Here is a 26,319-nt window from a genome sequence, read left to right on the forward strand (position 1 = left end):
ATTCCTCTCCTGCTGTTAGTTAAAAGGTTTTAAGTCAACGCGCGCCATCATCGCGGCTAACTGGGTACGATCGGTAATACCGACATTGCTCTGGCTCACGGCCAGGGCCGCAACGGCGGTAGCAAGACGTAAGGTATGTTCACTGGATTCGCGCATCAGCAGACCGTAGATCAGGCCGCCAACCATCGAATCCCCGGCACCCACGGTGCTGACCACCTCCATTGAAGGCGGTTTGGCAATCCATTCCCCGGAGGCGTTCACCCACAGGGCACCTTCTGCACCCAGCGAAATCACCACGTGAGCGATACCCTGCTCGCGCAGCGCATGGGCAGCGTCAATCACATCCTTTAATTCTGGCAGCTTACGGCCCGCCCAGATCTCCAGTTCGCGGCGGTTAGGCTTAACCAGCCATGGCGAGGCTTTCAGACCGGCGACCAGCGCGTCGCGGCTGCTGTCGAAAATAATGCACGGGCACTGGCTGCGCAGGCGCGTCATCCAGTCGGTGAACGCTTCCGGGCTGACGCCGGACGGCAGACTGCCGCTGACGCACACCATGTCAAACTGGCCCAGCCAGCTCAGGGAATCGGCAACAAAGCGCTCCCAGTCAGCCGGGGTCACTTCGAAGCCGGAGAAGTTCAGATCGGTCACTTCACCGTCTTTCTCGGTCAGCTTAACGTTGATGCGGGTACGGCCCTGCACAACCTGAAAACGGTTAGCGATGCCCAGTTCACTGAACAACTGCTGAAAACCATCCTGGTTGTCTTTACCGAGGAAGCCGCCTACGGTGACGTCGATGCCGAGATCTTTCAGCACCTTCGCCACGTTAATCCCTTTTCCTGCGGCATGCAGGCCGGTCGTCCGCACCAGGTTGACTTCGCCACGCTCAATTTCCGGGCAGAAACCCACCAGATCGTAAGCCGGGTTCAGCGTAATGGTCGCAACACGTCTGCTCATTATGCGCCCTCCCCCAGACCGGCCGCGATGGCGTCGCCAATCGCTTTCAGCGCCTGTTCAGCATCCGCACCCTGCGCGGTAAAGCGCAGACGATGGCCTTTCTTCACGCCCAGCGCGACAACTTTCATCAGACTGCGCCCGTTGGCTGGTTTACCCGAACCGTCCAGATTGGTCACGGTGATCTCACTTGCAAATTGTTTAATGGTATTCACCAGCATGGTGCCCGGACGGGCATGCAGGCCGTGTTCGTTACGCACCACGTACTCTGCGCTCAGCAGGTCATCCGTCAGCGCATCGTCGCTGGTCAGCAGGGCCAGCACCGTCGCCGCGTCTGCGTTCAGCAGTTTTTCAGCTTTATTGTTCAGCAGCAGATCGCCCAGACGCTTCAGCACGGATACCGGCTGATCGTCCGCCATGGCGACCGTTACCAGCATCGCGGCGCGTTCGCCGTCTGTCTCAAAGGCAACCGCAGCACGGCTGACCGCGATAGCGCTACGCAGGTTGCCTTCCGCACTGTCGTTCAGCCAGATGCCCTGACCCAGGTTTAATGGCTTATCATTGATGGCGCGCGTCACAAAAGTGGTATCTGCCGCTCCCACTTCTTTCAGGCGGGCCGCGTTCAGCGCCTGGAGCGTCAACAAATCGGACGCAACGACGTCCAGCGTCAGGGTTTCATTATCCAGCTTCAGCGCTTCGCTCTGTTTTTCGCCCATCAGCAGGGCACGCAGCTCTTCAGCAGTGGTGGCGGATTTAAGCTGTTCCGCGACGGCATCATCACTCAGCACGTGCGTCAGCTGACGCAGCAGGCCCAGGTGTTCGTCACCGCTGGCCGCGATGCCGATCGCCACATAAGCCACCTGACCCTCGCCCCACAGCACGCCCTGCGGGAACTGGAAGACCTGCACGCCGGTTTTCAGCACCTGATCGCGGGTGTCCGTGGTGCCGTGCGGAATTGCAATACCGTTACCGAGGAAGGTGGAGGTCTGCTGTTCACGCGCCAGCATGCCGTTGACGTAGCCGTCAGCCACGTTGCCAGCCTGCACGAGCGCAGCGGCGACCTGGCGAATAGCCTCTTCTTTATTCCCGGCCTGTTCGCCCGGGTGAATATCCTGAACAGATAACTGGAACATGATTCTCCTCTCCTGCTGAAATTGAATCGTTTCAGCTTAACTGAGAAAATAGGCGCTAACCTGCTTCGTCAGGACAGGCAAGATAGCGCTGAAACGTTTCAAGAAGTCTTGTCTTTTCTACAAAAGGTTGCAAGAAAAGTTACATTTCTTGTTGCAGAATTTAGAAGTGCAGCACATTTCTTCTTCAGTCGGGAGGTTTTTGCTGATGTTCAGCAAACAGGTTCAGCACGCTTCAGCGAAACGGCGATAAACTGAAATGCTATTTTGATTTATTGTGGCAATCTTGATTTTGCCCTCTGTTTATTTATTGACAGGCGGCGTAAACTCCGCCTCTCTCTGTTACTCGCAAAGACTGAACATGCATAACACCCCCGCTGCCGCCTCACCAAAGCCTTTTGATTTGACGTCAACGGCGTTTTTGATCGTTGCTTTTCTCACCGGTATTGCCGGTGCGTTACAAACGCCTACGCTGAGCCTGTTTCTGACCAACGAAGTTCACGCCCGCCCGGCGATGGTTGGCTTCTTCTTCACCGGGAGCGCCATCATCGGCATTTTCGTCAGCCAGTTTCTAGCCGGGCGTTCAGACCGCAAAGGCGATCGCAAAAGCCTGATCGTTTTTTGCTGCCTGCTCGGGGTGTTTGCCTGCCTGCTGTTTGCCTGGAACCGTAACTACTTCATTCTGCTGTTCGTGGGCGTCTTCCTGAGCAGTTTCGGCTCGACCGCCAACCCGCAGATGTTCGCCCTTGCCCGCGAGCATGCCGACCGCACCGGGCGAGAAGCGGTGATGTTCAGCTCGATACTGCGCGCGCAGGTGTCGCTGGCCTGGGTGGTTGGCCCCCCGCTCGCCTACGCGCTGGCGATGGGTTTTGGCTTTACGGTGATGTACCTCAGCGCAGCCGTGGCCTTCGTGGTATGCGGCGCAATGGTCTGGTTCTTTCTGCCCTCCATGCGCAAAGAGCCGAAAGTGGCGACCGGTACGCTGGAAGCTCCGCGACGTAACCGGCGCGACGCGCTGCTGTTATTCATTATCTGTACGCTAATGTGGGGAACCAACAGCCTCTATATCATTAATATGCCGCTGTTTATTATTGACGAGTTGCATCTGCCGGAGAAGCTGGCCGGGATCATGATGGGAACCGCCGCGGGGCTTGAGATCCCCACCATGCTGATTGCGGGCTATTACGCGAAGCGCTTCGGCAAGCGCTTTTTGATGCGCGTCGCCGCCGTAGCCGGGCTGCTGTTTTATGTCGGTATGCTGACGGTTCATACGCCAGCCCTGCTTCTTGCTTTACAGCTGCTGAACGCCATTTACATCGGTATCCTGGCCGGTATCGGCATGCTCTACTTCCAGGATCTGATGCCGGGTCAGGCAGGCTCTGCCACCACCCTTTATACTAATACCACCCGCGTGGGCTGGATTATTGCAGGCTCACTGGCGGGCGTTGTGGCTGAAATCTGGAACTATCATACGGTGTTCTGGATTGCGCTGGTGATGTGCGTCCTGACGCTGAGCTGCCTGACGCGAATCAAAGATGTTTAAGGCGCGGTGAGCGCTTCCAGCTCAAGCAGATAAGTGATGGCCTGCTGGCGCGTACTGCCGCACATTTCGGCGGTTGGCTGGAGCCCGGAGCACACCTTCGGGCGCAGGGGCGAGCCAAAGATCATGCACAGGTTAGTGTCAGAGAGCTGAACGCAGCGGGTATTGGCAGGCTTGCCCTCCGGCATGCCTGGAATGGGGCTTGAGATGGACGGTGCGGTACAGCACGCGCCACAGTCGGAACGACAATCCATACATGCTCTCTGTTGGTGGCAGATGCCCGCGCAGTCGGGCATTGCGCGCACAGTAACACCTTTTATGTATTGATAGCAAAACCCACGAATTCCGCTTGCCTGAAAGGCCGCGCGCGAGTAATTTGGCGCGATATTTTTTACCTCCCGTAAACAGGATTACTGCAATGCCAAGAGCGAACGAAATTAAGAAAGGTATGGTACTGAATTACAACGGCAAACTGCTGATTGTGAAAGATATCGACATTCAGGCACCCAGCGCCCGCGGCGCAGCAACGCTGTACAAAATGCGTTTCTCCGATGTCCGCACCGGCCTGAAAGTGGAAGAACGTTTTAAAGGCGACGATATCGTCGATACCGTGACCCTGACCCGTCGCTACGTTGATTTCTCCTACATCGACGGCAACGAATACGTGTTCATGGATAAAGAAGATTACACCCCGTATATCTTCACCAAAGATCAGATCGAAGAAGAGCTGCTGTTTATTCCAGAGGGTGGGATGCCGGACATGCAGGTGCTGACCTGGGATGGCGTGCTGCTGGCGCTGGAGCTGCCGCAGACCGTTGATCTGGAAATTGTTGAAACGGCGCCGGGCATCAAAGGCGCGTCTGCAAGTGCGCGTAACAAACCGGCTACCCTGACTACCGGTCTGGTCGTACAGGTGCCAGAGTACCTGTCAGCGGGCGAGAAAATCCGTATCCATATCGAAGAAAAACGCTATATGGGTCGTGCTGACTGATCGTGCTTTTCGCCCGGTGGCGCTACGCTTACCGGGCCTACAAAAAACCGGCTCTGATGCCGGTTTTTGTGTTTTTGTAGGCCGGGTAAGGCGCAGCCGCCACCCGGCAACAACCTTTACAGCAGTTCAGGATACTTCGTCATTTTCAGCGCCAGCTCGATACCGCGCACTTCCGCCATCCCTTTCAGACGGCCAATCGCCGAATACCCTGGATTCGTTTTCTTGCGCAGATCGTCCAGCATCTGGTGCCCGTGATCCGGACGGAACGGGATTGGACGCACATCCCCCGCCTGCTTACGACGTACCTCTTCAGAGAGAATGGCATCCACCACCGCAACCATGTTCACGTCGCCGCCAAGATGGGCTGCTTCGTGGAAGGTTTTCGGGTTCTCTTCACGGCAGGTTGCACGCAGGTGGGTGAAATGAATGCGATCGCCGAAGGTTTCGATCATCCGCACCAGATCGTTATCCGCCCGCACGCCATACGAGCCCGTACACATGGTAAAGCCGTTGTAGATGCTGTCCACCGTCTCTTTCAGCCACTGCATATCTTCAATCGTAGACACGATACGCGGCAGGCCGAGGATAGGGCGCGGTGGATCGTCAGGATGAACCGCAAGCCGCACGCCGACTTCTTCTGCCACCGGCACAATAGCGCGCAGGAAGTGCGCCATGTTTTCACGCAGCTGGTTTTTATCGATATCGCCATATTCCGCCAGGCGCGCGCGGAACTGATCGAGGGTATAACCCTCTTCCGCCCCCGGCAGGCCCGCGATGATATTGCGAACCAGCTTCTCAATGTCCGCTTCACCGGCGGCATTGAACCACGCCAGCGCCTGCTGCTGCTCTTCTGCGGTGTAGTCTGCTTCCGCCCCCGGACGCTTCAGAATGTGCAGCTCGAAAGCCGCAAAAGCGATTTGATCGAAACGCAGCGCCTTCGAACCATCGGCCATTTCATATTCCAGGTCGGTACGCGTCCAGTCCAGGATCGGCATAAAGTTGTAGCAGACGGTATCAATACCACAGGCTGCCAGGTTACGAATGCTCTGCTGATAATTCGCAATCCAGGTATCACACTCACCGGAGTGGGTTTTAATATCTTCGTGAACCGGAATACTTTCCACAACAGACCAGGTTAATCCCTTCTCTGCCAGCTGAGCCTGACGCTTTTGGATTTCCTCCACCGGCCACACCTGACCGTTCGGAATATGATGCAGCGCCGTGACCACACCCGTTGCGCCAGCCTGACGCACATCATCAAGAGAAACCGGATCGTTCGGCCCGTACCAACGCCAGGTTTGTTCCATTGCCCCACCCTCTCAAGTTGTTATACCAATATGTGTTACCTCAATGACGACTACCATACATGTTTAATCGAAGTGGTCAATACAGCACGCGGCATTGATTGATCAAACTCACATAACAGGGATATTTACGGCTTACCAATTTAATTTGTTGTCATATAACTTTACACTAGCATTGTTAATTAATGGTTAATCAGGTGTGTATTACATGAAGACTATTGCCTCCACCGCGCTTCCTGCTCATGTCCAGCAGCCCCGCTACGATCGCGAGCAGTTACGCTCCCGCATCGTCCATTTCGGTTTTGGCGCGTTCCACCGGGCGCATCAGGCGTTGTTAACAAACCGGGTACTGAATGCCAAAGGAGGCGACTGGGGAATTTGTGAGATTAGCCTCTTTAGCGGCGATGTCCTTATGGGCCAGCTCCGGGCGCAGGATCATCTGTTTACCGTGCTGGAGAAAGGTGCCGAAGGCAATCAGCCCATTATTATCGGTGCGGTAAAAGAGTGCCTGAACGCCAAACTCGACTCGCTGGCAGCCATTATTGAGAAATTCTGCGAACCGCAGGTGGCAATTGTCTCCCTCACCATTACCGAAAAAGGCTACTGCATCGATCCGGCGACGGGAAAACTGGATATGCGGAACAGCCGCATCCTGCACGATCTTGAGCACCCGTCTGAGCCGCATTCCGCGCCGGGTATTCTGGTTGAAGCCCTTCATCGCCGCCGCGAGCGGGGCCTGCCGGCGTTTACCGTGCTCTCCTGCGACAATATTCCCGACAACGGCCATGTGGTGAAAAATGCCGTTCTCGGCATGGCCGGAAAGCGTTCCGCAGAGCTGGCCGCATGGATCGAGGCGCACGTGAGCTTCCCTGGTACCATGGTCGACCGAATCGTGCCCGCCGCCACCGACGCCTCACTCGCGGAAATCACCCAGGAACTTGGCGTTGAGGATCCCTGCGCCATCAGCTGTGAACCGTTCATTCAGTGGGTAGTGGAAGATAACTTTGTCGCCGGGCGTCCGGAGTGGGAGGTGGCAGGCGTACAGATGGTTGAGGATGTCCTGCCCTGGGAGCAGATGAAGCTGCGGATGCTGAACGGCAGCCACTCCTTCCTCGCGTATCTGGGCTACCTTGCCGGCTACGCGCACATAAATGAATGTATGCAGGACGACAGTTTCCGCGAGGCTGCCCGCAGGCTGATGCTGAATGAGCAGGCCCCTACGCTGCGCATCACCAACGTTGATCTGACAGCCTATGCTGACAGCCTGCTTGACCGCTTCGCCAACCCGGCCCTACAGCATCGTACATGGCAAATCGCCATGGACGGCAGCCAGAAGCTGCCTCAGCGCATGCTGGAGGGGATCCGCATGCATCTTGAGCGTAACACCGCCTGGCCATTACTGGCGCTGGGGGTGGCGGGCTGGATGCGCTACGTCAGCGGTACGGACGAACAGGGCAACGCCATTGACGTACGCGATCCGCTGAGCGACAAGTTTCAGGCCATTGTCGCTACCAGCAGCTACGCAGAACGCGTTAGCGCCCTGCTGACGCTAAATGAAATCTTTGGCGACGACCTGCCGCAAAACCCTGTCTTTGTCGAGGCAATCACCAGCGCGTACCAGCGCCTCGTCCGGCTCGGCGCGCGCCAGGCCGTTATCGAAACGTTAAAAATTTAGCGATTATTGCGTTTAAGGCGAACGGTTTTGTGCTCCGTTCGCCCTCCCTCTTCTCAATGCCCGATTTTTTCGTCAGGATGATAGATAGTTGTTACTACATCACAATTATTTATCGGAGCGCACGTGACCAAAACCAACCTGATCACCGGTTTTCTCGGCAGCGGTAAAACTACGTCCATTCTGCATTTGCTGGCCAATAAAGACCCGGCGGAAAAGTGGGCCGTGCTGGTCAACGAATTTGGCGAAGTGGGGATCGACGGCGCGTTGCTCGCCGACAGCGGCGCGATGGTGAAAGAGATCCCGGGCGGGTGTATGTGCTGCGTGAATGGTCTGCCGATGCAGGTTGGGCTTAATACGCTGCTGCGTCAGGGCAAGCCGGACCGTCTGCTGATTGAGCCCACCGGGCTGGGTCATCCTAAGCAAATCCTTGATTTACTGACCGCCCCGGTATACGAGCCCTGGCTTGAGCTGCGTGCGACACTTTGCCTGCTCGACCCCCGCCAGCTGCTGGATGAAAAAGCGATCAATAATGACAATTTCCGCGACCAGCTCGCCTCGGCAGATATTATCGTGGCGAATAAATCCGATCGCGCGACAGCTGAGAGTCAGGCCGCGTTCCAGTCCTGGTGGCAGCAGGCTGGCGGTGGACGTCAGTATGTGCAGACGACCCAGGGCAACATTGATGGCGCCCTGCTCGACCTTCCCCGCCTCAACCAGACGCAACTGCCTGCCAGCGCTGAGCATTCGCATAGCCACGGCGCGAAGCAAGGCCTGGCTGCACTGAGCCTGCCGGAGCATCAGCGCTGGCGTCGCAACCTGAACAGCGGCCAGGGGCATCAGGCCTGCGGGTGGATCTTCGATGCCGATACGGTTTTCGACACCATTGGTATACTGGAATGGGCGAGACTCGCGCCGGTTGAGCGGGTAAAAGGAATCATGCGCACTCCGGATGGTCTGGTGCGCATTAACCGTCAGGGCGAGGATTTCTTTATTGAAACCCAGAACGTCGCGCCACCCGACAGCCGGATAGAGTTAATTAGTGCGGTTAATACCGACTGGAATGCCCTCCAGTCAAGCCTGTTGAAGCTTCGTTTAAGTTTGGGCGGCTAACGTTGCCCCTGATTTCACACATTGCTGAAGACTATGACGACTCGACTTCCTGCTATTTTATTGCTCAACGCTGCCGGCCTGGCGATCTTTTTCTCCTGGTATATCCCGGCGGATCACGGTTTCTGGTTCCCGCTGGATTCCGGGCTGTTCCACTTCTTTAACCAGGCGCTGGCGAAGAGTGAAGCCTTCCTGTGGCTGGTGGCGATCACCAACAACCGCGCGTTTGACGGCTGTTCGCTGCTGGCAATGGGCTGTCTGATGCTCTCCTTCTGGCTGAAGGAAGACAAAACGGGTCGTCGCCGTATTCTGATTATCGGCCTGGTGATGCTGCTGACGGCCGTGATTATCAACCAGCTGGCGCAGCATCTGATGCCGGTTAAACGCGCCAGTCCTTCGCTCTTTTTCCCGAATATTAACCGCGTCAGCGAGCTGCTTCATATTCCAACCAAAGATGCCTCGAAGGACAGTTTCCCGGGCGACCACGGTATGATGCTGCTGATTTTTGCAGGCTTCATGCTGCGCTATTTTGGTAAAAAAGCCTTCACCATCGCCCTGGTTATTGTGGTGGTATTTGCATTCCCGCGGGTGATGATTGGCGCTCACTGGCTGACAGATATCGCCGTAGGCTCCCTCACGGCGGTGTTAATTGGTTTACCGTGGGTGCTGATGACCCCACTGAGCGATCGCATAATAGGCATTTTTGATCGCTATCTTCCTGGCAAATTTAAACAAGCTGGAAACAAATAAATAACGAAAATTAACACCATTCATCAGGGATCGTTTTCGATCCCTGCGTCACTTCTTTTCGGCGTCATTCAACGCTGTCATCACCCCGTCATACAATTCGTGATAAAAATGAAGCAATTGCAGGGATTACCGATATGAATGGCGGCATTTTGAGCAATTCCGCGCTGTAACTTTGTGTATCACATTTTCTTATAAAAAAACGGACTTTTTTGCTCGCAATACCCCGTGCAATCGGTTAACCTCGAACTCGTTTTGCCCCACTGAGATAATTATTATCATGGTGAATAATTTTGTGCGTTGAGCCACAGTTTTCACCATAAAGAATTGTCTCATTGTGAACAGATTATTAGTCTCGTCACGGTTGGCATTTTTATAACGATATTTTCGTTAAGGACTTCAAGGGAAAACAAACAAAATGGTCAAATCTCAACCAATCTTGAGATATATCTTGCGGGGGATCCCGGCGATTGCAGTGGCGGTTCTGCTTTCGGCATGTAGTACGACGAATACCGCGAAGAATATGCATCCTGAGACGCGTGTTGTGGGAATGGAAGATTCCTCTTCACTGCAAGCCTCTCAGGATGAATTTGAAAATATGGTACGTAATCTCGACGTTAAGTCGCGTATTATGGATCAGTATGCTGACTGGAAAGGCGTGCGTTACCGTCTGGGCGGCAGCACCAAGAAAGGCATCGATTGTTCCGCGTTCGTACAGCGTACGTTCCGTGAGCAGTTTGGGTTAGACCTTCCGCGTTCTACTTATGAGCAGCAGGAAATGGGCAAATCCATTTCGCGCACTAAACTGCGCACGGGCGATTTAGTCCTGTTCAGAGCGGGTTCAACCGGTCGACACGTTGGCATCTATATCGGTAACGATCAGTTTGTCCATGCTTCCACCAGCAGTGGTGTGACGATTTCCAGCATGAACGAACCTTACTGGAAGAAGCGCTACAACGAAGCTCGCCGCGTTCTGAGCCGTAGTTAATATTGCTGTCGTATCGTTGGTTATCCCTTGGCTGGCGATACGATAAAAAAAGCACTGCTCCGGCAGTGTTTTTTTTTGCCCGTTACACTGATAACTATCCAGCGGCATTTCAGGAATCACGACATCTATGTTTACCCGCTACTTCTCCAGCAACCGCAAGATTCTGTTTCTCAGTTTCCTTACGGGGTTATTCACTGCCCTGCTCCTGGGAGCATTACAGTTTTACTGGAGTTACCACAAGCGAGACGTCAGATTCGATACCCTTATTACCGATTTAAGCGTCTACATGGAGAGCTATTTCGATGAGCTCAAAATGTCGATTGATACACTCCAGCCACTCACGCTGAACAGCTGCGAGGAAGTGAGTGCCGCCCTGACCTCCCGGGCGGCCTTTAGCATCAACGTGCGCGCCTTTTTGCTGGTCAGGGATAAAAACGCCTACTGCTCTTCCGCCACCGGCCCGATGAATGTCCCTCTGGAAGCGCTTATTCCTGAACTGCACATCAATAAACAGGTTGATATGGCGCTCCTGCCGGGCACTCCCATGCTGCCGGACAAGCCCGCGATTGCCATCTGGTATCGCAACCCACTGGTGAAGGACGGCGGTGTATTTACCTCCGTTAATCTTAACCTGACTCCTTATCTCCTCTACACCTCAAGACAGGATGAGTTTGCCGGTATTTCCATCATTATTGGCGATTATGCGTTATCAACCCATTCCGGAACGCTGGTCCCTGCACGTGATTTGCCTGATATCCCGGTCCGTACCGCCACGCTGAAAAATGTGCCTCTGACCATCCATGTTTATGCGGAAGCCTGGACGACCGATGATGTGCTGTACGCCCTGTTTTTCGGCCTGGTCTGCGGTATTGCGGCGGGCCTGTTAAATTTCTATATTCTTACTATCCGTCTTAATCCGGGGAAAGAGATCCTAACGGCCATCAAACGCGACCAGTTTTACGTGGTCTATCAACCCGTCGTGGATGCGCAGTCGCTCAAAATGACCGGGCTGGAAGTCCTGATGCGCTGGAAGCATCCGGTGATGGGAGAAATTCCACCGGATGCCTTTATTAATTTCGCTGAAGCGCAGAAGCTGATTGTCCCGCTGACGCTGCATCTTTTTGACCTGATTATCCGCGATGCCCCTGTCCTGCAAACGGTGCTCCCGCCTGGGGCCAAGTTTGGGATCAACATCGCGCCCGGGCATCTGCATGCGGAAAGCTTTAAAGAGGATATGCGCGCGTTTGCCGCCGCCCTTCCACCCGATCACTTCCAGATTGTGCTGGAAATAACCGAGCGCGATATGATCAACCACCGCGAGGCTAATCAGCTGTTCGAATGGCTGCACGAAGAAGGTTTTGAAATTGCCATCGATGATTTTGGCACCGGCCACAGCGCGCTGATCTATCTGGAACGCTTCACGATGGATTACCTGAAAATTGACCGTGGCTTCGTGAATGCCATCGGGACTGAAACCGTCACCTCGCCAGTGCTTGACGCGGTGCTGACGCTGGCAGAACGCCTGAATATGTTAACCGTTGCCGAGGGTGTTGAAACGCCGGAGCAGGCGGCGTGGCTGCGCGAGCATGGCGTGAACTATCTTCAGGGCTACTGGATCGGCCGCCCGATGCCGCTGGAGCAGTTCAGGACGTGGCAACCCGACATCACGCTCGGGGAATAATTTCACAATCACGGCGCTGTCCCTTATTATTCTGTTCAACCAAGCCTGCCTGTGAACAAAGGGATCCGCCGCACTATGATTATGCGCGTTGTGTTGACGCTATTGGCGCTGGTGAGCCTGTCGAGCCAGGCGCAGACCATCAAAGAGAGCACGGCCTTTGCCGTCATTGGCGAGCCGAAGTACGCGGTTAACTTTAACCACTACGATTACGTTAACCCCGCCGCCCCGAAAGGCGGAAACGTGACGCTTTCCGCCACGGGAACGTTTGACAACTTTAACCGCTTTGCCCTGCGCGGCGTGGCGGCAGCGCGTACCGAATCCCTCTATGACACGCTGTTCGTCACCTCCGACGACGAGCCCGGCAGCTATTATCCCCTGGTTGCTGAGAACGTGCGTTACGCCGATGATTTCAGCTGGGCAGAAATCGCGATTAATCCGCGTGCGCGTTTTCACGACGGTACGCCGGTTAGCGCCCGTGACGTGGCATTCACCTTTCATAAATTTATGACCGAAGGCGTGCCGCAGTTTCGTCTGGTGTACAAGGGCACCACGGTGAAAGCCATCGCCCCGCTGACCGTGCGAATCGAACTCCCTGAGCCGAACAAAGAGAATATGCTGAGCCTGTTCTCCCTGCCCGTCATGCCCGAATCCTTCTGGAAAAATCATAAGCTGAGCGATCCCCTCTCTACCCCGCCGCTGGCCGGAGGGCCGTATCGCATTACCGACTGGCGAATGGGCCAGTACGTGATCTATTCCCGGGTGAAAGATTACTGGGCAGCCACGCTGCCGGTAAACCGGGGCCGCTGGAACTTCGATACAATCCGCTACGACTACTACCTGGATGATAACGTGGCCTTCGAGGCATTTAAGGCGGGCGCGTTTGATTTACGTGTCGAGAACAGCGCCAAAAATTGGGCGACCCGTTATATCGGAAAAAATTTCGCGAAAGGCTATATCGTTAAAGACGAACACAAAAACGAATCCGCGCAGGACACGCGCTGGCTGGCGTTTAATATTCAGCGCCCGGTTTTTTCCGATCGTCGGGTGCGTGAAGCCATTACCCTGGCGTTTGATTTCGAATGGATGAACAAAGCGCTGTTTTACGGAGCCTACAGCCGGGCGAACAGCTATTTCCAGAATACTGAATATGCCGCCCGTGATTATCCCCACGCGGACGAGCTGGTTTTGCTGGCGCCAATGAAAGCGGAGCTCCCGCCGGAGGTGTTCACCCGCGTATTTGAACCGCCCAAATCCGACGGAAACGGGTTCGACCGGGACAACCTGCTGAAAGCCAGCAACCTGCTGGATGATGCTGGCTGGGTGCTGAAAAATCGGCAACGGGTTAATGTGCAAACCGGTAAACCGCTCAGCTTCGAACTGCTGATTGCCTCCGGCGCAAACGATCAGTGGGTGCTGCCATTTAAGAAGAACCTTGCCCGGCTTGGCGTCACCATGAATATCCGCCAGGTCGATATGGCCCAGTTAACCAACCGCAAGCGCAGTCGCGATTACGACATGATGCAGACCCTGTGGGCCGCGCAGCCGTGGCCGAGTTCAGATCTGCAAATCTCCTGGGCATCGGGGTATATCGACTCCTCGTACAACGCCCCGGGCGTAAAGAGCCCGGTGATTGATGCGCTGATTGCAAAAATTGTCGCCGCTCAGGGCGATAAGAACAAGCTTCTGCCGCTTGGCCGCGCGCTCGATCGGGTCTTAACCTGGAACTATTACATGCTGCCGATGTGGTATATGGGCGAAGATCGCGTGGCCCGCTGGGATAAATTCTCCCTGCCTGCCGTTCGCCCGGTCTACACCCTCGGCTTTGACACCTGGTGGTATGACGTGAATAAAGCCGCAAAACTGCCCGCAGAGCGGCGTTAAGGAGTGACGATGGGCGCTTATCTTATCCGCCGGCTGCTGTTAGTGATCCCGACGCTGTGGGCCATCATTACCATTAACTTTTTTATCGTCCAGATCGCCCCCGGCGGTCCGGTGGACCAGGCAATTGCGGCAATAGAATTTGGTCACGCTGGCGGCATGCCGGGCGGCGTCGGTGAAGGAATGGGGGCCAGCCATGCCCGGACGGGCGTGGGCAACATCAGTGAAAGCCACTACCGGGGCGGTCGCGGACTGGATCCGGAGGTGATCGCCGAGATCACCCATCGCTATGGTTTTGACAAGCCGCTGCACGAGCGTTATTTCAGGATGCTCTGGGATTATGTCCGTTTCGATTTTGGCGACAGCCTGTTTCGCAGCGCCTCGGTGTTAACCCTGATCAAACAAAGCCTGCCGGTTTCCATCACGCTCGGACTGTGGGGGACGCTGATTATTTATCTGGTCTCCATTCCGCTGGGGATCCGAAAAGCGGTCTACAACGGTAGCCGTTTCGATATCTGGAGCAGCACATTCATTATCATCGGCTACGCTATCCCGGCGTTTCTGTTTGCCGTGCTGCTGATTGTCTTTTTCGCCGGCGGCAGTTATTTCGACCTCTTCCCGCTGCGCGGGCTGGTCTCTGCGGATTTCAGCACCCTGCCGTGGTATCAGAAAATCACCGATTACTTCTGGCACATCACGCTTCCGGTGCTGGCGACGGTCATCGGCGGTTTTGCGGCGCTTACGATGCTGACCAAAAACGCCTTTCTTGATGAGATCCGCAAACAGTACGTCGTCACCGCGCGCGCCAAAGGCGTCGGTGAAAAGCAGATCATGTGGAAGCACGTTTTTCGTAACGCCATGCTGCTGGTGATTGCCGGTTTCCCCGCCACGTTCATCAGTATGTTTTTTACCGGCTCGCTGCTGATAGAGGTGATGTTCTCGCTCAACGGATTAGGGCTGCTGGGCTATGAGGCCACCGTCTCCCGTGATTATCCGGTGATGTTTGGCACACTCTACATTTTCACCCTGATCGGCCTGCTGCTGAACATCATCAGCGATATCAGCTATACGCTGGTCGATCCCCGTATCGATTTTGAGGGTCGCTGATGTCGCGTTTAAGCCCCGTCAATCAGGCCCGCTGGGCGCGCTTTCGCCACAACCGTCGCGGCTACTGGTCGCTGTGGATCTTCGCCGTCCTGTTCGCCTTAAGTATGTGTTCGGAACTGATTGCCAACGATAAACCCCTGCTGGTGCATTTCAAAGACCGCTGGTATGTACCGGTGCTGGCCACCTACAGCGAAAGCGATTTTGGCGGCCCGTTTGCGACGCCAGCCGAGTACCAGGATCCCTGGTTACGTGAACAGATAGCGCAGCACGGCTGGGCTATCTGGGCGCCGATTCGTTTTGGCGCGAACAGTATTAACTTCGCCACGTCCACCCCCTTCCCTTCGCCGCCTTCCGCGCAAAACTGGCTGGGAACGGACGCCAACGGCGGCGATGTGCTGGCGCGCATTCTCTATGGCACCCGCATCTCGCTCCTGTTTGGGCTGCTGCTGACGCTCTTTAGCAGCGTAATGGGCGTTGTGGCGGGCGCCGTGCAGGGCTATTACGGGGGTAAAATAGATTTATGGGGACAGCGCGTGATTGAAGTCTGGTCCGGTATGCCGACGCTGTTTCTGATTATCCTGCTGTCCAGCGTGGTACAGCCTGGCTTCTGGTGGCTGCTCGGGATCACCGTCCTGTTCGGCTGGATGGCGCTGGTCGGCGTGGTGCGCGCGGAGTTTCTGCGTACGCGGAATTACGACTATATTCGCGCTGCGCAGGCGTTAGGCGTGAGCGATGGCGCAATCATCTTCCGTCACATGCTTCCCAATGCGGTGGTGGCGACCCTCACCTTCCTGCCGTTTATTTTGTGCAGCTCCATTACCACCCTGACGTCGCTTGATTTTCTTGGTTTCGGTTTGCCGCTGGGCTCACCGTCCCTTGGCGAACTGCTGTTGCAGGGCAAAAACAATCTCCAGGCCCCCTGGCTGGGCATCGCCGCATTCCTCTCCGTGGCGGTGCTCCTTTCCTTGCTGATTTTTATTGGCGAAGCCGTGCGCGATGCCTTCGATCCCAACAAGGCGGTATGACATGACCCGGCCTCTTCTGAGTATAGAGAACCTGTCGATTGCGTTTTCAAAACAGGGCGAATCACGCACGGTGGTGACGGATTTATCGTTGCAGATCCAGCGCGGAGAGACGCTGGCGCTGGTCGGGGAATCCGGCTCCGGTAAGAGCGTTTCGGCGCTGTCGGTGCTGCGCCTGCTCCCTTCCCCGCCGGTCAGCTATCCGCAGGGGGATATTCTGTTCCATGGACAATCGCTGCTGAACGCTGACGAGCAAACCCTGCGCGGCATTCGTGGCAACAACATCGCCATGATTTTTCAGGAGCCGATGGTGTCGCTCAACCCACTGCATACCCTGGAAAAACAGCTCTATGAAGTGCTGTCACTTCATCGGGGAATGCGTAAAGAGGCAGCGCGGGGTGAAATTCTGGACTGCCTTGAACGCACCGGTATCCGTAATGCGGCGAAACGGCTGAACGATTTCCCGCACCAGCTTTCCGGCGGCGAGCGCCAGCGCGTGATGATTGCGATGGCCCTGCTCACGCGCCCCGAACTGCTGATTGCCGATGAACCTACTACCGCGCTGGACGTCACGGTACAGGCACAAATTCTGCAACTGCTGCGCGAACTGCGCGACGAGCTGAACATGAGCCTGCTGTTTATTACGCACAACCTGAGCATCGTGAAAAAGCTCGCTGACGCGGTGGCCGTGATGCAAAACGGCCGCTGCGTGGAACAGAACCGGGCATCCGCCCTGCTGAGCGCGCCTCAGCACCCGTATACACAGCGCCTGCTCGATAGCGAACCCGCTGGCGACCCGGTTCCGCTTAACGCTGACAGCGCGCCGTTGCTGAGGGTTGAGGGGCTGTCGGTGTCATTCCCGATCCGCAAAGGCATTTTGCGTCGCGTGGTCGATCACAATCATGTTCTGAAAGACATGAGCTTCGCTCTGCGTCCGGGCGAATCGCTTGGGCTTGTGGGCGAGTCCGGTTCAGGCAAAAGCACCACCGGCCTGGCGCTGCTGCGCCTGATCGCCTCTCAGGGAAGCATTGTTTTTGACGGCATGCCGCTGCAAAACCTGAATCGCCGGATGATGCTTCCCGTGCGCCCGCGGATGCAGGTGGTATTTCAGGATCCAAACTCTTCGCTTAACCCGCGCCTGAGCGTATTACAGATTATTGAGGAGGGCCTGCGCGTCCACCAGCCGACCATGACGGCGCAACAGCGTGAAATCGACGTGATGCGGGTGATGGCGGAAGTGGGTTTAGATCCCGAGACCCGGCACCGGTATCCGGCTGAGTTTTCCGGCGGACAGCGCCAGCGTATAGCGATTGCCCGCGCGCTGATCCTGAAACCGGAGCTGATCGTGCTGGACGAGCCAACCTCTTCCCTGGACCGCACCGTGCAGGCGCAAATTCTGGCGCTGCTGAAGGGGCTACAGGAAAAGCATCGGCTGGCCTATATCTTTATCAGCCACGATTTACAGGTGGTGCGTGCGCTTTGCCATCAGGTGGTGGTATTGCGGCAGGGAGAAGTCGTTGAGCAGGGAGAGTGCCAGCGCGTATTCACCGCGCCGACGCAGGATTACACACGCCAGCTATTGTCCGCTGACTAGCACTCAGAAAGGATATTGACCGGAGAACGGCTCGGCAATGGCCACGCCGAAGTTTTTCAGACGACAGGTGGCGGCAAACTCATCCTGGCTGTTAACAAACAGGCACGGCTCACCTTCGCATTCCAGCACGGAGCTGTCCACTTCGATGTCCGTCAGCGCCTGGCTGAGACGTTCCATGACCGGCCACGCATTTTCATCGCTCGGGCTGAGCAGTTTGAGGGCCACCAGACAATTATCCTCCCCGGCAACGCTTTGCGGAATCGGTTCAACTTTCGAACCTGCAAAACCCGTCGACCAGCGATAGCTCTGGGGCAAGCGATGGACAATGGAGAGTTGTAATGTATTCACGTTCAGATCCCCGGAAGCAAATTTACTTCACAATTTATTTACATTTATAGTAACACATCATCGCCAACCTGCACTGTTTAGCGGATTTTATAGGCGTTGCAGGCTCGCGTCGGCGCTATATGTACCCGTTTCTGCGATCTAACTCAACCTTTTTAAATACAATGATGTGACTTTTTACATAAATAGATTTTACATAAAAGAAACAAACACAGGGTAAACGAACGGAGGGTTGGTTGATATGGGTCAACAAAAAGGCCCGTCACGGGCCTTAAGTGGTCATTTATGCGCCGTCTTTCGCGGCCGGCTGGCGTAAAGATAGAAGAGAATGGAGCAGGTCGCGCAGAGGGCAATCGCCCACAGCATCGGCCAGGCGGTATTAAACGTCGCCGTCGAGAGCAGCGCCCCGACTATCGCGCCAATTCCGAAACGGAACGTTCCTGCCAGCGACGAGGCGGTGCCCGCCATATGCGGAAATTCGTCGAGGATCACCGCCATCGCGTTGGATGAAACCATCGACACGCAGCCGACAAACGCCGCCACGCCCACCACCAGCGCCCAGAAACCGACGCCCAGCAACGCGCTCAATACCAGCCAGATAGCCATCACGAACTGGATCCACAGCCCGGCGCGGAACATATTCAGCGCCCCAACCCGCCGGTCAAAGCGGCTGTTGATAATGGTCATCACAAACAGGAACACAATATTCAGCGCGAAGTAGTAACCAAAATGCTGGGGTGACACATGGTTCAGTTCGATGTACACAAACGGCCCCGCGCTCAGGAACGAGAACATTCCGGCAAAGCTGAAGCCGCTGGCCAGCATATAGCTCAGCACACGCTTATGGCGAAACAGCGAGGCAAAGTTGCCAAGCGTGGTGCGAACGTGGAACTTCTGACGGCGCTCGACCGGCAGCGTTTCATCGATAAAGACGAAGATCATCACCGAGGCCAGCAGCGCGGCAATCGCCAGGATCCAGAAAATCGCATGCCAGCTGAACCACACCAGGACCGCCCCGCCCACCATGGGGGCGACCAGCGGCGCAATTGTCGTGACCAGCATGACGAACGACATCATGCGTGAGAACTCTTCCTTCGGGTAGACGTCGCGCATCAGCGCGTTAATCACCACGCTTGCCGCAGCCGCCGCCAGGCCATGGAAGAAGCGCATCACAATCAGCTGATCGATACTCTGCGCCAGCGCGCAGGCCACCGCCGCCGCGGCAAATATCAATGTCCCGCCCAGGATAACCGGTTTACGCCCCAGGCTGTCGGCCATTGGTCCATAAAAGAGCTGACCGAGGGCAAAACCAAGAATGTAGGTGCTGAGCGTCATCTGCGCGCTGCCTGCCGGTACGCCAAACTGCGCGGAAATCACCGGCAGCGCGGGCAGATACATATCGATAGACAGCGGCATCAGCATGGCCAGCAGGCCAAGGATAAATACAATTTTAAACGACGAGTGTGGCCTGGTGGTCACAGGGTTCTCCTGAATTTAGCGTGAAGGCAGCCCGACGCTGGCAATCTCTTCTTCCGTCAGCGGGCGATATTCCCCTGGGGCCAGGTCTGGATCGAGTTCAATCGCGCCGATACGTTCACGATGCAGCCCCACAACGTGGTTGCCCACGGCGGCAAACATCCGCTTTACCTGATGGTAGCGGCCTTCACTGATGGTCAGACGGACGTCCGTGGGGGTGAGGATTTCCAGCACCGCCGGTTTGGTCAGATCCTTCTCATTATGCAGCTGAACGCCTTTCGCGAATTGCTCTGCCGTGTCATCCGAGACCGGAGACTCAAGCATCACCCGATAGGTTTTCTCACAGTGATGGCGCGGGGAGGTGATGCGATGCGACCACTGGCCGTCATCGGTCATCAGCACCAGGCCGGTAGTATCGATATCCAGTCGCCCTGCCGCATGCAGCTTGTGCGCCACAGGTTCGTCGAGGAAATAGAGCACCGTCGGGTGATCCGGATCGTCCGTTGAACAGACGTAACCTTCCGGTTTGTTGAGCATGAAGTAGCGCGGGCCATTCTGCTGGGTCAGCGGGTTGCCGTCATACTCCACCTGGTGCTCAGGCTGGAGTTTAAAAGCGCTGTCTTTCACAATGTCGCCGTCCACGGTTACGCGGCTGGCGCGAATTTCACGCCCGGCAATAGCGCGGCTTACGCCGAGTTGCTGAGCGATAAACTTATCAAGTCGCATGAAATCTTTTTAGCCTTAATGGTGCTGGAAGTCGGACTACGCGTCCGAAAAAGAAGCAGTCAGAAACAGTTCAGTATAATGGTCTGGTTGCGCCACTCAAGGGAAAAAGTTTCGTGGCATACTATATGCGAGTTAACTGAATAGAGAAGCCATGACGTTCACATTACGCCCCTATCAGCAGGAAGCCGTTGATGCCACCCTCGCCTGGTTTCGCAAGCATCGGGAGCCCGCCGCCATCGTTCTCCCGACCGGAGCCGGTAAAAGCCTGGTGATTGCCGAACTGGCGCGCCTGGCCCGCGGACGCGTGCTGGTGCTGGCGCACGTCAAAGAGCTGGTGGCGCAAAACCACGCCAAATATTGCGCGCTCGGCCTGGAGGCCGACATTTTTGCCGCCGGACTGAAGCGCAAAGAGAGCCACGGAAAAGTGGTGTTTGGCAGCGTACAATCCGTTGCGCGCAACCTGGAACTGTTTCGCAGCGAGTTTTCCCTGCTGATTGTCGATGAGTGTCACCGCATCAGCGATGACGACGACAGCCAGTATCAGCAAATCCTCACTCATCTGAAAAAGGTGAATCCTCACCTCCGTCTGCTTGGCCTCACCGCCACGCCGTTTCGTCTGGGCAAGGGCTGGATTTATCAGTTTCATTATCACGGCATGGTGCGTGGCGATGAAAAGGCCCTGTTCCGCGACTGTATCTATGAGCTTCCGCTGCGCTACATGATCAAGCACGGCTACCTGACGCCGCCGGAGCGGCTGGATATGCCCGTCGTGCAGTACGATTTCAGCCGTTTACAGGCGCAGAGCAACGGGCTGTTCAGCGAGGCAGATCTTAACCATGAGCTGAAAAAACAGAAGCGGATCACGCCGCATATCATCAGCCAGATTGAAGAGTTCGCGCAAACGCGCAAAGGGGTGATGATTTTTGCTGCCACTGTCGAACACGCGCGCGAAATTACGGGGCTGCTGCCCGCCGACGACGCGGCGTTAATTACCGGTGAAACCCCCGGCCTGGAGCGCGACAGCCTGATTGAGGACTTCAAAGCTCAGCGGTTCCGCTATCTGGTGAATGTCTCCGTACTAACCACCGGCTTTGACGCCCCGCACGTCGACCTGATTGCGATTCTTCGCCCGACGGAATCCGTCAGCCTGTATCAGCAGATTGTTGGCCGCGGGCTGCGTCTGGCGCCGGGCAAAACCGACTGTCTGATCCTTGATTACGCCGGTAACCCGCACGATCTCTATTCGCCGGAAGTCGGCACGCCAAAAGGCAAGAGCGACAACGTGCCCGTTCAGGTTTTTTGCCCTGCCTGCGGGTTTGCCAACACCTTCTGGGGGAAAACCACCGCCGACGGCACGCTGATCGAACATTTTGGCCGCCGCTGTCAGGGCTGGTTTGAAGACGATGAAGGCCATCGCGAACAGTGTGACTTCCGCTTCCGCTTCAAAAACTGCCCGCAGTGCAATGCCGAAAACGACATTGCCGCCCGCCGCTGTCGAGAGTGCGACACGGTCCTGGTTGACCCGGACGACATGCTGAAAGCGGCGCTGAAGCTGAAAGATGCGCTGGTGCTGCGCTGTTCCGGCATGGCCTTACAGCCCGGCGCGGATGAAAAAGGCGAGTGGCTAAAAATTACCTACTACGACGAGGATGGCGCAGACGTCAGCGAGCGGTTCCGGGTTCAGACGCCCGCCCAGCGCACCGCGTTCGAGCAGCTCTTTATCCGCCCGCATACCCGCACGCCTGGCGTACCGCTGCGCTGGCTAACCGTGGCCGATATCGTGCGCCAGCAGGCGTTACTGCGCCATCCTGATTTTGTTGTCGCCCGCAAAAAAGGGCAGTTCTGGCGGGTGCGTGAGAAGGTCTTTGACTATGAAGGACGCTTTCGCCGGGCAAACGAATTGCGCGGTTAACGGGACTTTTCGTTGATGCGCGAGCCATTTGAGTATAAAATGCCGCCCGCTTCACATCCGTGAGGCAGAACACTCACCTGCTGCTGGGTCGCCTGTAGTAGGGTTTTAAATACAGAGAGAAATCAATGTTCACTATCGAAGCAGAAGTACGTAACGTGCAGGGTAAGGGTGCGAGCCGCCGCCTGCGTACCGCAAACAAGTTCCCGGCTATCGTTTACGGTGGCGAAGCTGCTCCAGTTGCTATTGAACTGGATCACGACAAAGTATGGAACATGCAGAACAAAGCTGAATTCTACAGCGAAGTTCTGACCATCGTTGTTGACGGTAAAGAAGAAAAAGTGAAAGTTCAGGCTGTTCAGCGTCACGCGTTCAAGCCAAAACTGACTCACATCGACTTCGTTCGCGCGTAATCGCAAACCTGTCGAGAAAAACCCCGCGTTTGCGGGGTTTTTTTATGGCTGTTACTTACCGCCTGAAGTGCGACGCTGAAGCTGGTCGCGCAGATTCGGCGGTGTGCCTTTAATGGTCAGCGTGTCGGTGGCCGGGTCCCAGAAGATACGTTCCCCGAGCAGCATGGCATCAAAGTTAATGGTTAACCCACCGCCGCTACCGGCAAATTTCGTCAGCTGACGCAGCGTACTGCGATCCGCCGGGAAGCTCTCTTCCAGCTCATAGCCTTTTTCCGCAGTAAATTCCTGGAAGCTGACTTCGCTGACGCCTGCCAGCTCTTTGGACAGCGACTCCAGCTCAATCTCTTCCCCGGCCTGTAACTGCTCGTTGCAGTAGCTGTAAACCTGCTGACGCACGGTCTGACGCTCAGATTTATCAAGCTGCGCCTCAGCCGTAAAGTCATCCACCGCCTGGAGTAGACCTTTGTTCTGCGCTTTGGCATTCAGCCCTTCGCTGGCGCCGAGGAAGTCCATAAAGAAATCCGCCACTTTGCGGCCCACGCGGCCTTTAAGGAAGGTCAGATAGCGCGTTGATTCCGGGTTGGTTTCCCATTCGGTTAAATCGATACGCGCCACAATATCCGCATGGTTGATATCCAGGTAGTGCGTTGAGCTGATATCCAGCTGCTCGTTCACGCGCATACTGCTTAAGTTATTCAGCACGGTGACCAGCAGATACTCTACCGCCAGATAGCGGTAGTGGCAGAACAGGACGATACCGCCATCGGCGAAGGGATATTTCGCCAGCTCGTCACGCAGACGGCCAGTAGCAGCGCGGCTGAATGCCAGGAAATCCTCTTCGCCCTGACGTTGCAGGCGCAGGCTATCCGCCAGTTCGCTCTCTTCGCTGAACAAGCCATAGGCTTTATTTTTCGCGCTGTAGACGCGATGCAACTCCGCCATCATCTCGACAACGGTAGGCGTTGGTTCCAGTAACGAATCGCGCAGCACCACTTCAAGGGTTTGCTCATCACGCTTGATAAGCTGGTGCAAGGCAATCTGGTTGATTTCCAGACTCATGATAAACTCTCCTTTTAGACCGGGCGGTATTCAACCACCACCAACGCATGTGTGCAACAGAAGATAAAAAAGGGGAAAAAAAGCTGTTGCTACGGTAATATGTCGCCCTTCTCTCAACAAACTGATTTTGATTTATGCCACAACATTCCCGCTACAGTGACGAACACGTTGAACAATTGCTCAGTGAGCTGGTCAACGTACTGGAAAAACATAAAACGCCAACCGATCTCTCCCTGATGGTTTTGGGAAATATGGTTACCAACCTGATCAATACCAGCGTTGCTCCGGCTCAGCGTCAGGCGATCGCCAAATCTTTCGCCCAGGCTTTGCAGTCCTCCGTTAGCGACGACCAGGCACACTAAGGGAAACGAACAACAGTTTATGGTGACGAATCGTCAGCGCTACCGTGAAAAAGTCTCCCAGATGGTCAGCTGGGGGCACTGGTTTGCCCTGTTCAACATTCTGTTGGCGATGGTGCTCGGCTGCCGTTATCTGTTTGTGGCGGACTGGCCAACCACGTTAACCGGGCGCATCTACTCGTGGATGAGCCTTGTTGGTCACTTTAGCTTTCTGGTCTTCGCCACCTATCTGCTGATCCTGTTCCCACTGACGTTTATCGTCATGTCGCAGCGGCTGATGCGCTTCCTGTCCGCCATTCTTGCGACGGCGGGCATGACGCTGTTGCTGATCGACAGCGAAGTCTTTACCCGCTTCCACCTGCACCTGAATCCTGTTGTCTGGGAGCTGGTGATTAACCCGGATCAGAACGAGACCGCGCGCGACTGGCAGCTGATGTTTATCAGCGTGCCGATTATCCTGCTGATCGAAATGCTGTTCGCCACGTGGAGCTGGCAAAAACTCCGCAGTCTGACCCGACGCCGCCATTATGCGAAGCCCGTCGCGGCGCTCTTTTTCGCCTCATTTATCGGTTCGCACCTGATGTATATCTGGGCAGATGCGAACTTCTACCGCCCGATTACCATGCAGCGCGCGAACCTGCCGCTCTCCTATCCGATGACGGCGCGTCGTTTCCTCGAAAAACACGGCCTGCTGGACGCGCAGGAGTATCAGCGTCGTCTGGTCGAACAGGGTAATCCGGAAGCGGTCAGCGTGCAGTATCCCCTGAGCGATCTGAAATATCGCGACATGGGCCGCGGTCAGAACGTGCTGCTGATTACCGTCGATGGCCTGAACTATTCCCGCTATGAGAAGCAGATGCCAGCGCTGGCTGAATTCGCTGAGAACAACATCGTATTCACTCAGCATATGAGCTCCGGTAATTCGACCGACGCGGGTATTTTCGGCCTGTTCTACGGCATTTCACCGAGCTATATGGACGGCGTGCTGTCGGCCCGTATTCCGGCGGCATTGATTACCGGGCTTAATCAGCAGGGCTACCAGCTGGGGCTGTTCGCCTCTGATGGTTTCAACAGCTCGCTGTACCGCCAGGCGCTGCTGTCTGATTTCTCACTGCCCGCCGCGCAGAGCCAGTCTGACGATCGGACCGCTGACCAGTGGATAGACTGGCTGAAGCGCTATGCGCAGGAAGATAACCGCTGGTTCTCCTGGGTTGCGTTTAACGGCACAACGCTTGATGACAGCAATCAGAAAGGCTTCGCGCGCCGCTATAGCCGTGCGGCGGGCGATGTCGATGCGCAGATCGGCCGCGTGCTGACCGCCCTGCGCGACGCGGGCAAGCTGGATAATACGGTCGTGATTATCACGGCGGGGCATGGCGTGCCGCTCGGCGACGAGGCGAAGGGCATGGAGTGGTCGCGTCCGAACCTGCATGTTCCCCTGGTGATCCACTGGCCGGGCACTCCCGCGCAGCGCATCAACATGCTCACCGACCATAAAGACGTCATGACCACGTTAATGCAACGGCTGCTGCACGTCAGCACACCGGCAATTGAGTACTCGCAGGGACAAGACCTCTTTAGCGCCACGCGGCGTCATAACTGGGTCACGGCTGCTGGCGGAAACACGCTGGTGGTGACCACGCCAACGTTGTCCCTGGTGCTGAACAGCAATGGCAATTACCAGACGTATAACCTCGAAGGTGAGAAGCTGAAAGACCAGAAGCCGCAGCTCAGTTTGCTGTTGCAGGTGCTGACAGACGAGAAGCGCTTTATCGCTAACTGATTATTTATGAATCAGTTAGCGTTGCTTGCCCCTTGCATTCAAAAAGGAATCGAGTAGTATTCCTTTTATGCGTCGGCACGTAGCGCAGCCTGGTAGCGCACCGTCATGGGGTGTCGGGGGTCGGAGGTTCAAATCCTCTCGTGCCGACCAAAACTACATAAAAAAACCAGCCGCTTATGGCTGGTTTTTTATTGCCTGTCTCCGCATGCGCAATGCTTAGTGTTTTTCACGCCCACCGAGAAAGAAAATCCCCAGCGGAATCGCCAGCAGGACGGTGAACACCAGGCTGTAAACAAAGATCATCGCCGATTGCAGGACAAACATGCTGGTTGTCCAGGCAGAGAGCGGGATGTTGTACTGCTCAATCACACCGACAATGGTTGCTCGCCCCACGCATGCAGCAGCAATCATAAACACAACCAGTAACGCCAGCAGGAACTTGCGGCCTTCAGGTGTCTTCAGTTTTTCCCGTACCATCTCCCCTCCCTTTACAAATGAATAACAATAATTAACGCGTAAAATAACACGATTGCC

Annotated in this window: 25 protein-coding genes and 1 tRNA gene; 17 read left to right on the plus strand and 9 right to left on the minus strand. The window is 55.8% G+C overall.

Annotated features, from left to right (window positions below; translation table 11 throughout):
- Window positions 1-15: 15 nt before the first annotated feature.
- Window positions 16-954 (minus strand): 1-phosphofructokinase, encoded by a 939-nt coding sequence (gene fruK / locus ACQG1Y_RS15395; RefSeq protein WP_006811313.1) that lies wholly within the window; start codon window positions 952-954, stop codon window positions 16-18.
- The gene (gene fruB / locus ACQG1Y_RS15400; RefSeq protein WP_017693041.1) at window positions 954-2,084 is read right to left on the minus strand and encodes a fused PTS fructose transporter subunit IIA/HPr protein; all 1,131 of its coding nucleotides are present in this window, start codon (window positions 2,082-2,084) and stop codon (window positions 954-956) included. Before fruB ends, fruK begins: the two co-directional genes overlap by 1 nt.
- 21 nt (window positions 2,085-2,105) lie before the next feature.
- Between fruB and ACQG1Y_RS15405 the strand changes: the two genes are divergently transcribed.
- The gene (locus tag ACQG1Y_RS15405; RefSeq protein ID WP_139152869.1) at window positions 2,106-2,339 is read left to right on the plus strand and encodes a hypothetical protein; all 234 of its coding nucleotides are present in this window, start codon (window positions 2,106-2,108) and stop codon (window positions 2,337-2,339) included.
- A 103-nt stretch (window positions 2,340-2,442) separates the two neighbouring features.
- A complete protein-coding gene (gene setB / locus ACQG1Y_RS15410) occupies window positions 2,443-3,624 on the plus strand; it encodes a sugar efflux transporter SetB (protein WP_141414248.1) in 1,182 nt (393 codons plus the stop codon).
- On the opposite strand, the gene ACQG1Y_RS15415 is transcribed toward setB, so the two are convergent.
- The gene (locus ACQG1Y_RS15415) at window positions 3,621-3,875 is read right to left on the minus strand and encodes a YkgJ family cysteine cluster protein (protein WP_003859353.1); all 255 of its coding nucleotides are present in this window, start codon (window positions 3,873-3,875) and stop codon (window positions 3,621-3,623) included. The genes setB and ACQG1Y_RS15415 overlap by 4 nt on opposite strands.
- A gap of 164 nt (window positions 3,876-4,039) precedes the next feature.
- On the opposite strand from ACQG1Y_RS15415, the gene yeiP reads away from it, so the two are divergent.
- Window positions 4,040-4,612: an elongation factor P-like protein YeiP gene (gene yeiP, locus ACQG1Y_RS15420; RefSeq protein WP_003859355.1), complete on the plus strand. Its 573-nt coding sequence runs from the start codon at window positions 4,040-4,042 to the stop codon at window positions 4,610-4,612.
- A gap of 116 nt (window positions 4,613-4,728) precedes the next feature.
- Here yeiP and uxuA read toward each other — a convergent pair whose 3' ends face one another.
- Complete coding sequence (gene uxuA / locus ACQG1Y_RS15425) at window positions 4,729-5,919, minus strand: mannonate dehydratase (protein ID WP_017383391.1); 1,191 nt, start codon at window positions 5,917-5,919, stop codon at window positions 4,729-4,731.
- 205 nt (window positions 5,920-6,124) lie between these two features.
- On the opposite strand from uxuA, the gene ACQG1Y_RS15430 reads away from it, so the two are divergent.
- The 9 genes from ACQG1Y_RS15430 to yejF all read left to right on the plus strand — a co-directional run bounded on the left by ACQG1Y_RS15430 (window position 6,125) and on the right by yejF (window position 17,715).
- Complete coding sequence (locus ACQG1Y_RS15430) at window positions 6,125-7,591, plus strand: mannitol dehydrogenase family protein (protein WP_257438329.1); 1,467 nt, start codon at window positions 6,125-6,127, stop codon at window positions 7,589-7,591.
- A 123-nt stretch (window positions 7,592-7,714) separates the two neighbouring features.
- Window positions 7,715-8,701 carry a CobW family GTP-binding protein gene (locus ACQG1Y_RS15435; RefSeq protein WP_017383393.1) on the plus strand — a complete coding sequence of 329 codons (987 nt, stop codon included), beginning with the start codon at window positions 7,715-7,717 and terminating at the stop codon, window positions 8,699-8,701.
- A gap of 33 nt (window positions 8,702-8,734) precedes the next feature.
- Window positions 8,735-9,448 carry a phosphatase PAP2 family protein gene (locus ACQG1Y_RS15440; protein WP_017693036.1) on the plus strand — a complete coding sequence of 238 codons (714 nt, stop codon included), beginning with the start codon at window positions 8,735-8,737 and terminating at the stop codon, window positions 9,446-9,448.
- A 415-nt stretch (window positions 9,449-9,863) separates the two neighbouring features.
- The gene (gene mepS, locus ACQG1Y_RS15445) at window positions 9,864-10,433 is read left to right on the plus strand and encodes a bifunctional murein DD-endopeptidase/murein LD-carboxypeptidase (protein ID WP_003859364.1); all 570 of its coding nucleotides are present in this window, start codon (window positions 9,864-9,866) and stop codon (window positions 10,431-10,433) included.
- Between the two features lie 127 nt (window positions 10,434-10,560).
- Window positions 10,561-12,114 carry a cyclic di-GMP phosphodiesterase gene (locus ACQG1Y_RS15450; protein WP_033487356.1) on the plus strand — a complete coding sequence of 518 codons (1,554 nt, stop codon included), beginning with the start codon at window positions 10,561-10,563 and terminating at the stop codon, window positions 12,112-12,114.
- A gap of 75 nt (window positions 12,115-12,189) precedes the next feature.
- Window positions 12,190-13,995 carry an extracellular solute-binding protein gene (locus ACQG1Y_RS15455; RefSeq protein WP_017383396.1) on the plus strand — a complete coding sequence of 602 codons (1,806 nt, stop codon included), beginning with the start codon at window positions 12,190-12,192 and terminating at the stop codon, window positions 13,993-13,995.
- 9 nt (window positions 13,996-14,004) lie between these two features.
- Window positions 14,005-15,099, plus strand: coding sequence for a microcin C ABC transporter permease YejB (locus ACQG1Y_RS15460; protein ID WP_126291498.1), 1,095 nt, complete (start codon window positions 14,005-14,007; stop codon window positions 15,097-15,099).
- Complete coding sequence (locus ACQG1Y_RS15465; protein ID WP_017693033.1) at window positions 15,099-16,124, plus strand: microcin C ABC transporter permease; 1,026 nt, start codon at window positions 15,099-15,101, stop codon at window positions 16,122-16,124. The genes ACQG1Y_RS15460 and ACQG1Y_RS15465 overlap by 1 nt, the downstream gene beginning before the upstream one ends.
- Before the next feature lies 1 nt (window position 16,125).
- On the plus strand, window positions 16,126-17,715 hold the full coding sequence (yejF, locus tag ACQG1Y_RS15470) for a microcin C ABC transporter ATP-binding protein YejF (RefSeq protein ID WP_032103234.1): 1,590 nt from the start codon (window positions 16,126-16,128) through the stop codon (window positions 17,713-17,715).
- Between the two features lie 3 nt (window positions 17,716-17,718).
- On the opposite strand, the gene ACQG1Y_RS15475 is transcribed toward yejF, so the two are convergent.
- From ACQG1Y_RS15475 to rsuA, 3 genes are all read right to left on the minus strand, one after another.
- On the minus strand, window positions 17,719-18,063 hold the full coding sequence (locus ACQG1Y_RS15475) for a YejG family protein (RefSeq protein WP_003859372.1): 345 nt from the start codon (window positions 18,061-18,063) through the stop codon (window positions 17,719-17,721).
- A gap of 276 nt (window positions 18,064-18,339) precedes the next feature.
- Window positions 18,340-19,539 (minus strand): Bcr/CflA family multidrug efflux MFS transporter, encoded by a 1,200-nt coding sequence (locus ACQG1Y_RS15480; protein ID WP_426736786.1) that lies wholly within the window; start codon window positions 19,537-19,539, stop codon window positions 18,340-18,342.
- Window positions 19,540-19,554: 15 nt separating this feature from the next.
- Complete coding sequence (gene rsuA / locus ACQG1Y_RS15485; protein WP_017383401.1) at window positions 19,555-20,262, minus strand: 16S rRNA pseudouridine(516) synthase RsuA; 708 nt, start codon at window positions 20,260-20,262, stop codon at window positions 19,555-19,557.
- Between the two features lie 151 nt (window positions 20,263-20,413).
- On the opposite strand from rsuA, the gene ACQG1Y_RS15490 reads away from it, so the two are divergent.
- Both ACQG1Y_RS15490 and rplY read left to right on the plus strand, forming a co-directional pair.
- A complete protein-coding gene (locus ACQG1Y_RS15490) occupies window positions 20,414-22,174 on the plus strand; it encodes a DEAD/DEAH box helicase (RefSeq protein ID WP_368740635.1) in 1,761 nt (586 codons plus the stop codon).
- A gap of 125 nt (window positions 22,175-22,299) precedes the next feature.
- Complete coding sequence (rplY, locus tag ACQG1Y_RS15495; protein ID WP_015572298.1) at window positions 22,300-22,584, plus strand: 50S ribosomal protein L25; 285 nt, start codon at window positions 22,300-22,302, stop codon at window positions 22,582-22,584.
- Window positions 22,585-22,635: 51 nt separating this feature from the next.
- On the opposite strand, the gene yejK is transcribed toward rplY, so the two are convergent.
- Window positions 22,636-23,643 carry a nucleoid-associated protein YejK gene (gene yejK, locus ACQG1Y_RS15500; protein WP_017693031.1) on the minus strand — a complete coding sequence of 336 codons (1,008 nt, stop codon included), beginning with the start codon at window positions 23,641-23,643 and terminating at the stop codon, window positions 22,636-22,638.
- A 134-nt stretch (window positions 23,644-23,777) separates the two neighbouring features.
- On the opposite strand from yejK, the gene ACQG1Y_RS15505 reads away from it, so the two are divergent.
- The 3 genes from ACQG1Y_RS15505 (at window position 23,778) to ACQG1Y_RS15515 (ending at window position 25,935) form a co-directional block, all read left to right on the plus strand.
- Window positions 23,778-24,005 (plus strand): YejL family protein, encoded by a 228-nt coding sequence (locus ACQG1Y_RS15505; protein WP_001135586.1) that lies wholly within the window; start codon window positions 23,778-23,780, stop codon window positions 24,003-24,005.
- Between the two features lie 19 nt (window positions 24,006-24,024).
- A complete protein-coding gene (gene yejM, locus ACQG1Y_RS15510; protein ID WP_017383404.1) occupies window positions 24,025-25,785 on the plus strand; it encodes an LPS biosynthesis-modulating metalloenzyme YejM in 1,761 nt (586 codons plus the stop codon).
- A gap of 73 nt (window positions 25,786-25,858) precedes the next feature.
- Window positions 25,859-25,935, plus strand: a tRNA-Pro gene (locus ACQG1Y_RS15515).
- Window positions 25,936-26,001: 66 nt separating this feature from the next.
- On the opposite strand, the gene ACQG1Y_RS15520 is transcribed toward ACQG1Y_RS15515, so the two are convergent.
- A complete protein-coding gene (locus ACQG1Y_RS15520; RefSeq protein WP_006811332.1) occupies window positions 26,002-26,262 on the minus strand; it encodes a DUF2534 family protein in 261 nt (86 codons plus the stop codon).
- Window positions 26,263-26,319 lie beyond the last annotated feature (57 nt).

It is taken from the genome of Enterobacter cloacae complex sp. 397G4 (genome assembly GCF_050031515.1).
Classification (GTDB): domain Bacteria; phylum Pseudomonadota; class Gammaproteobacteria; order Enterobacterales; family Enterobacteriaceae; genus Enterobacter; species Enterobacter hormaechei_C.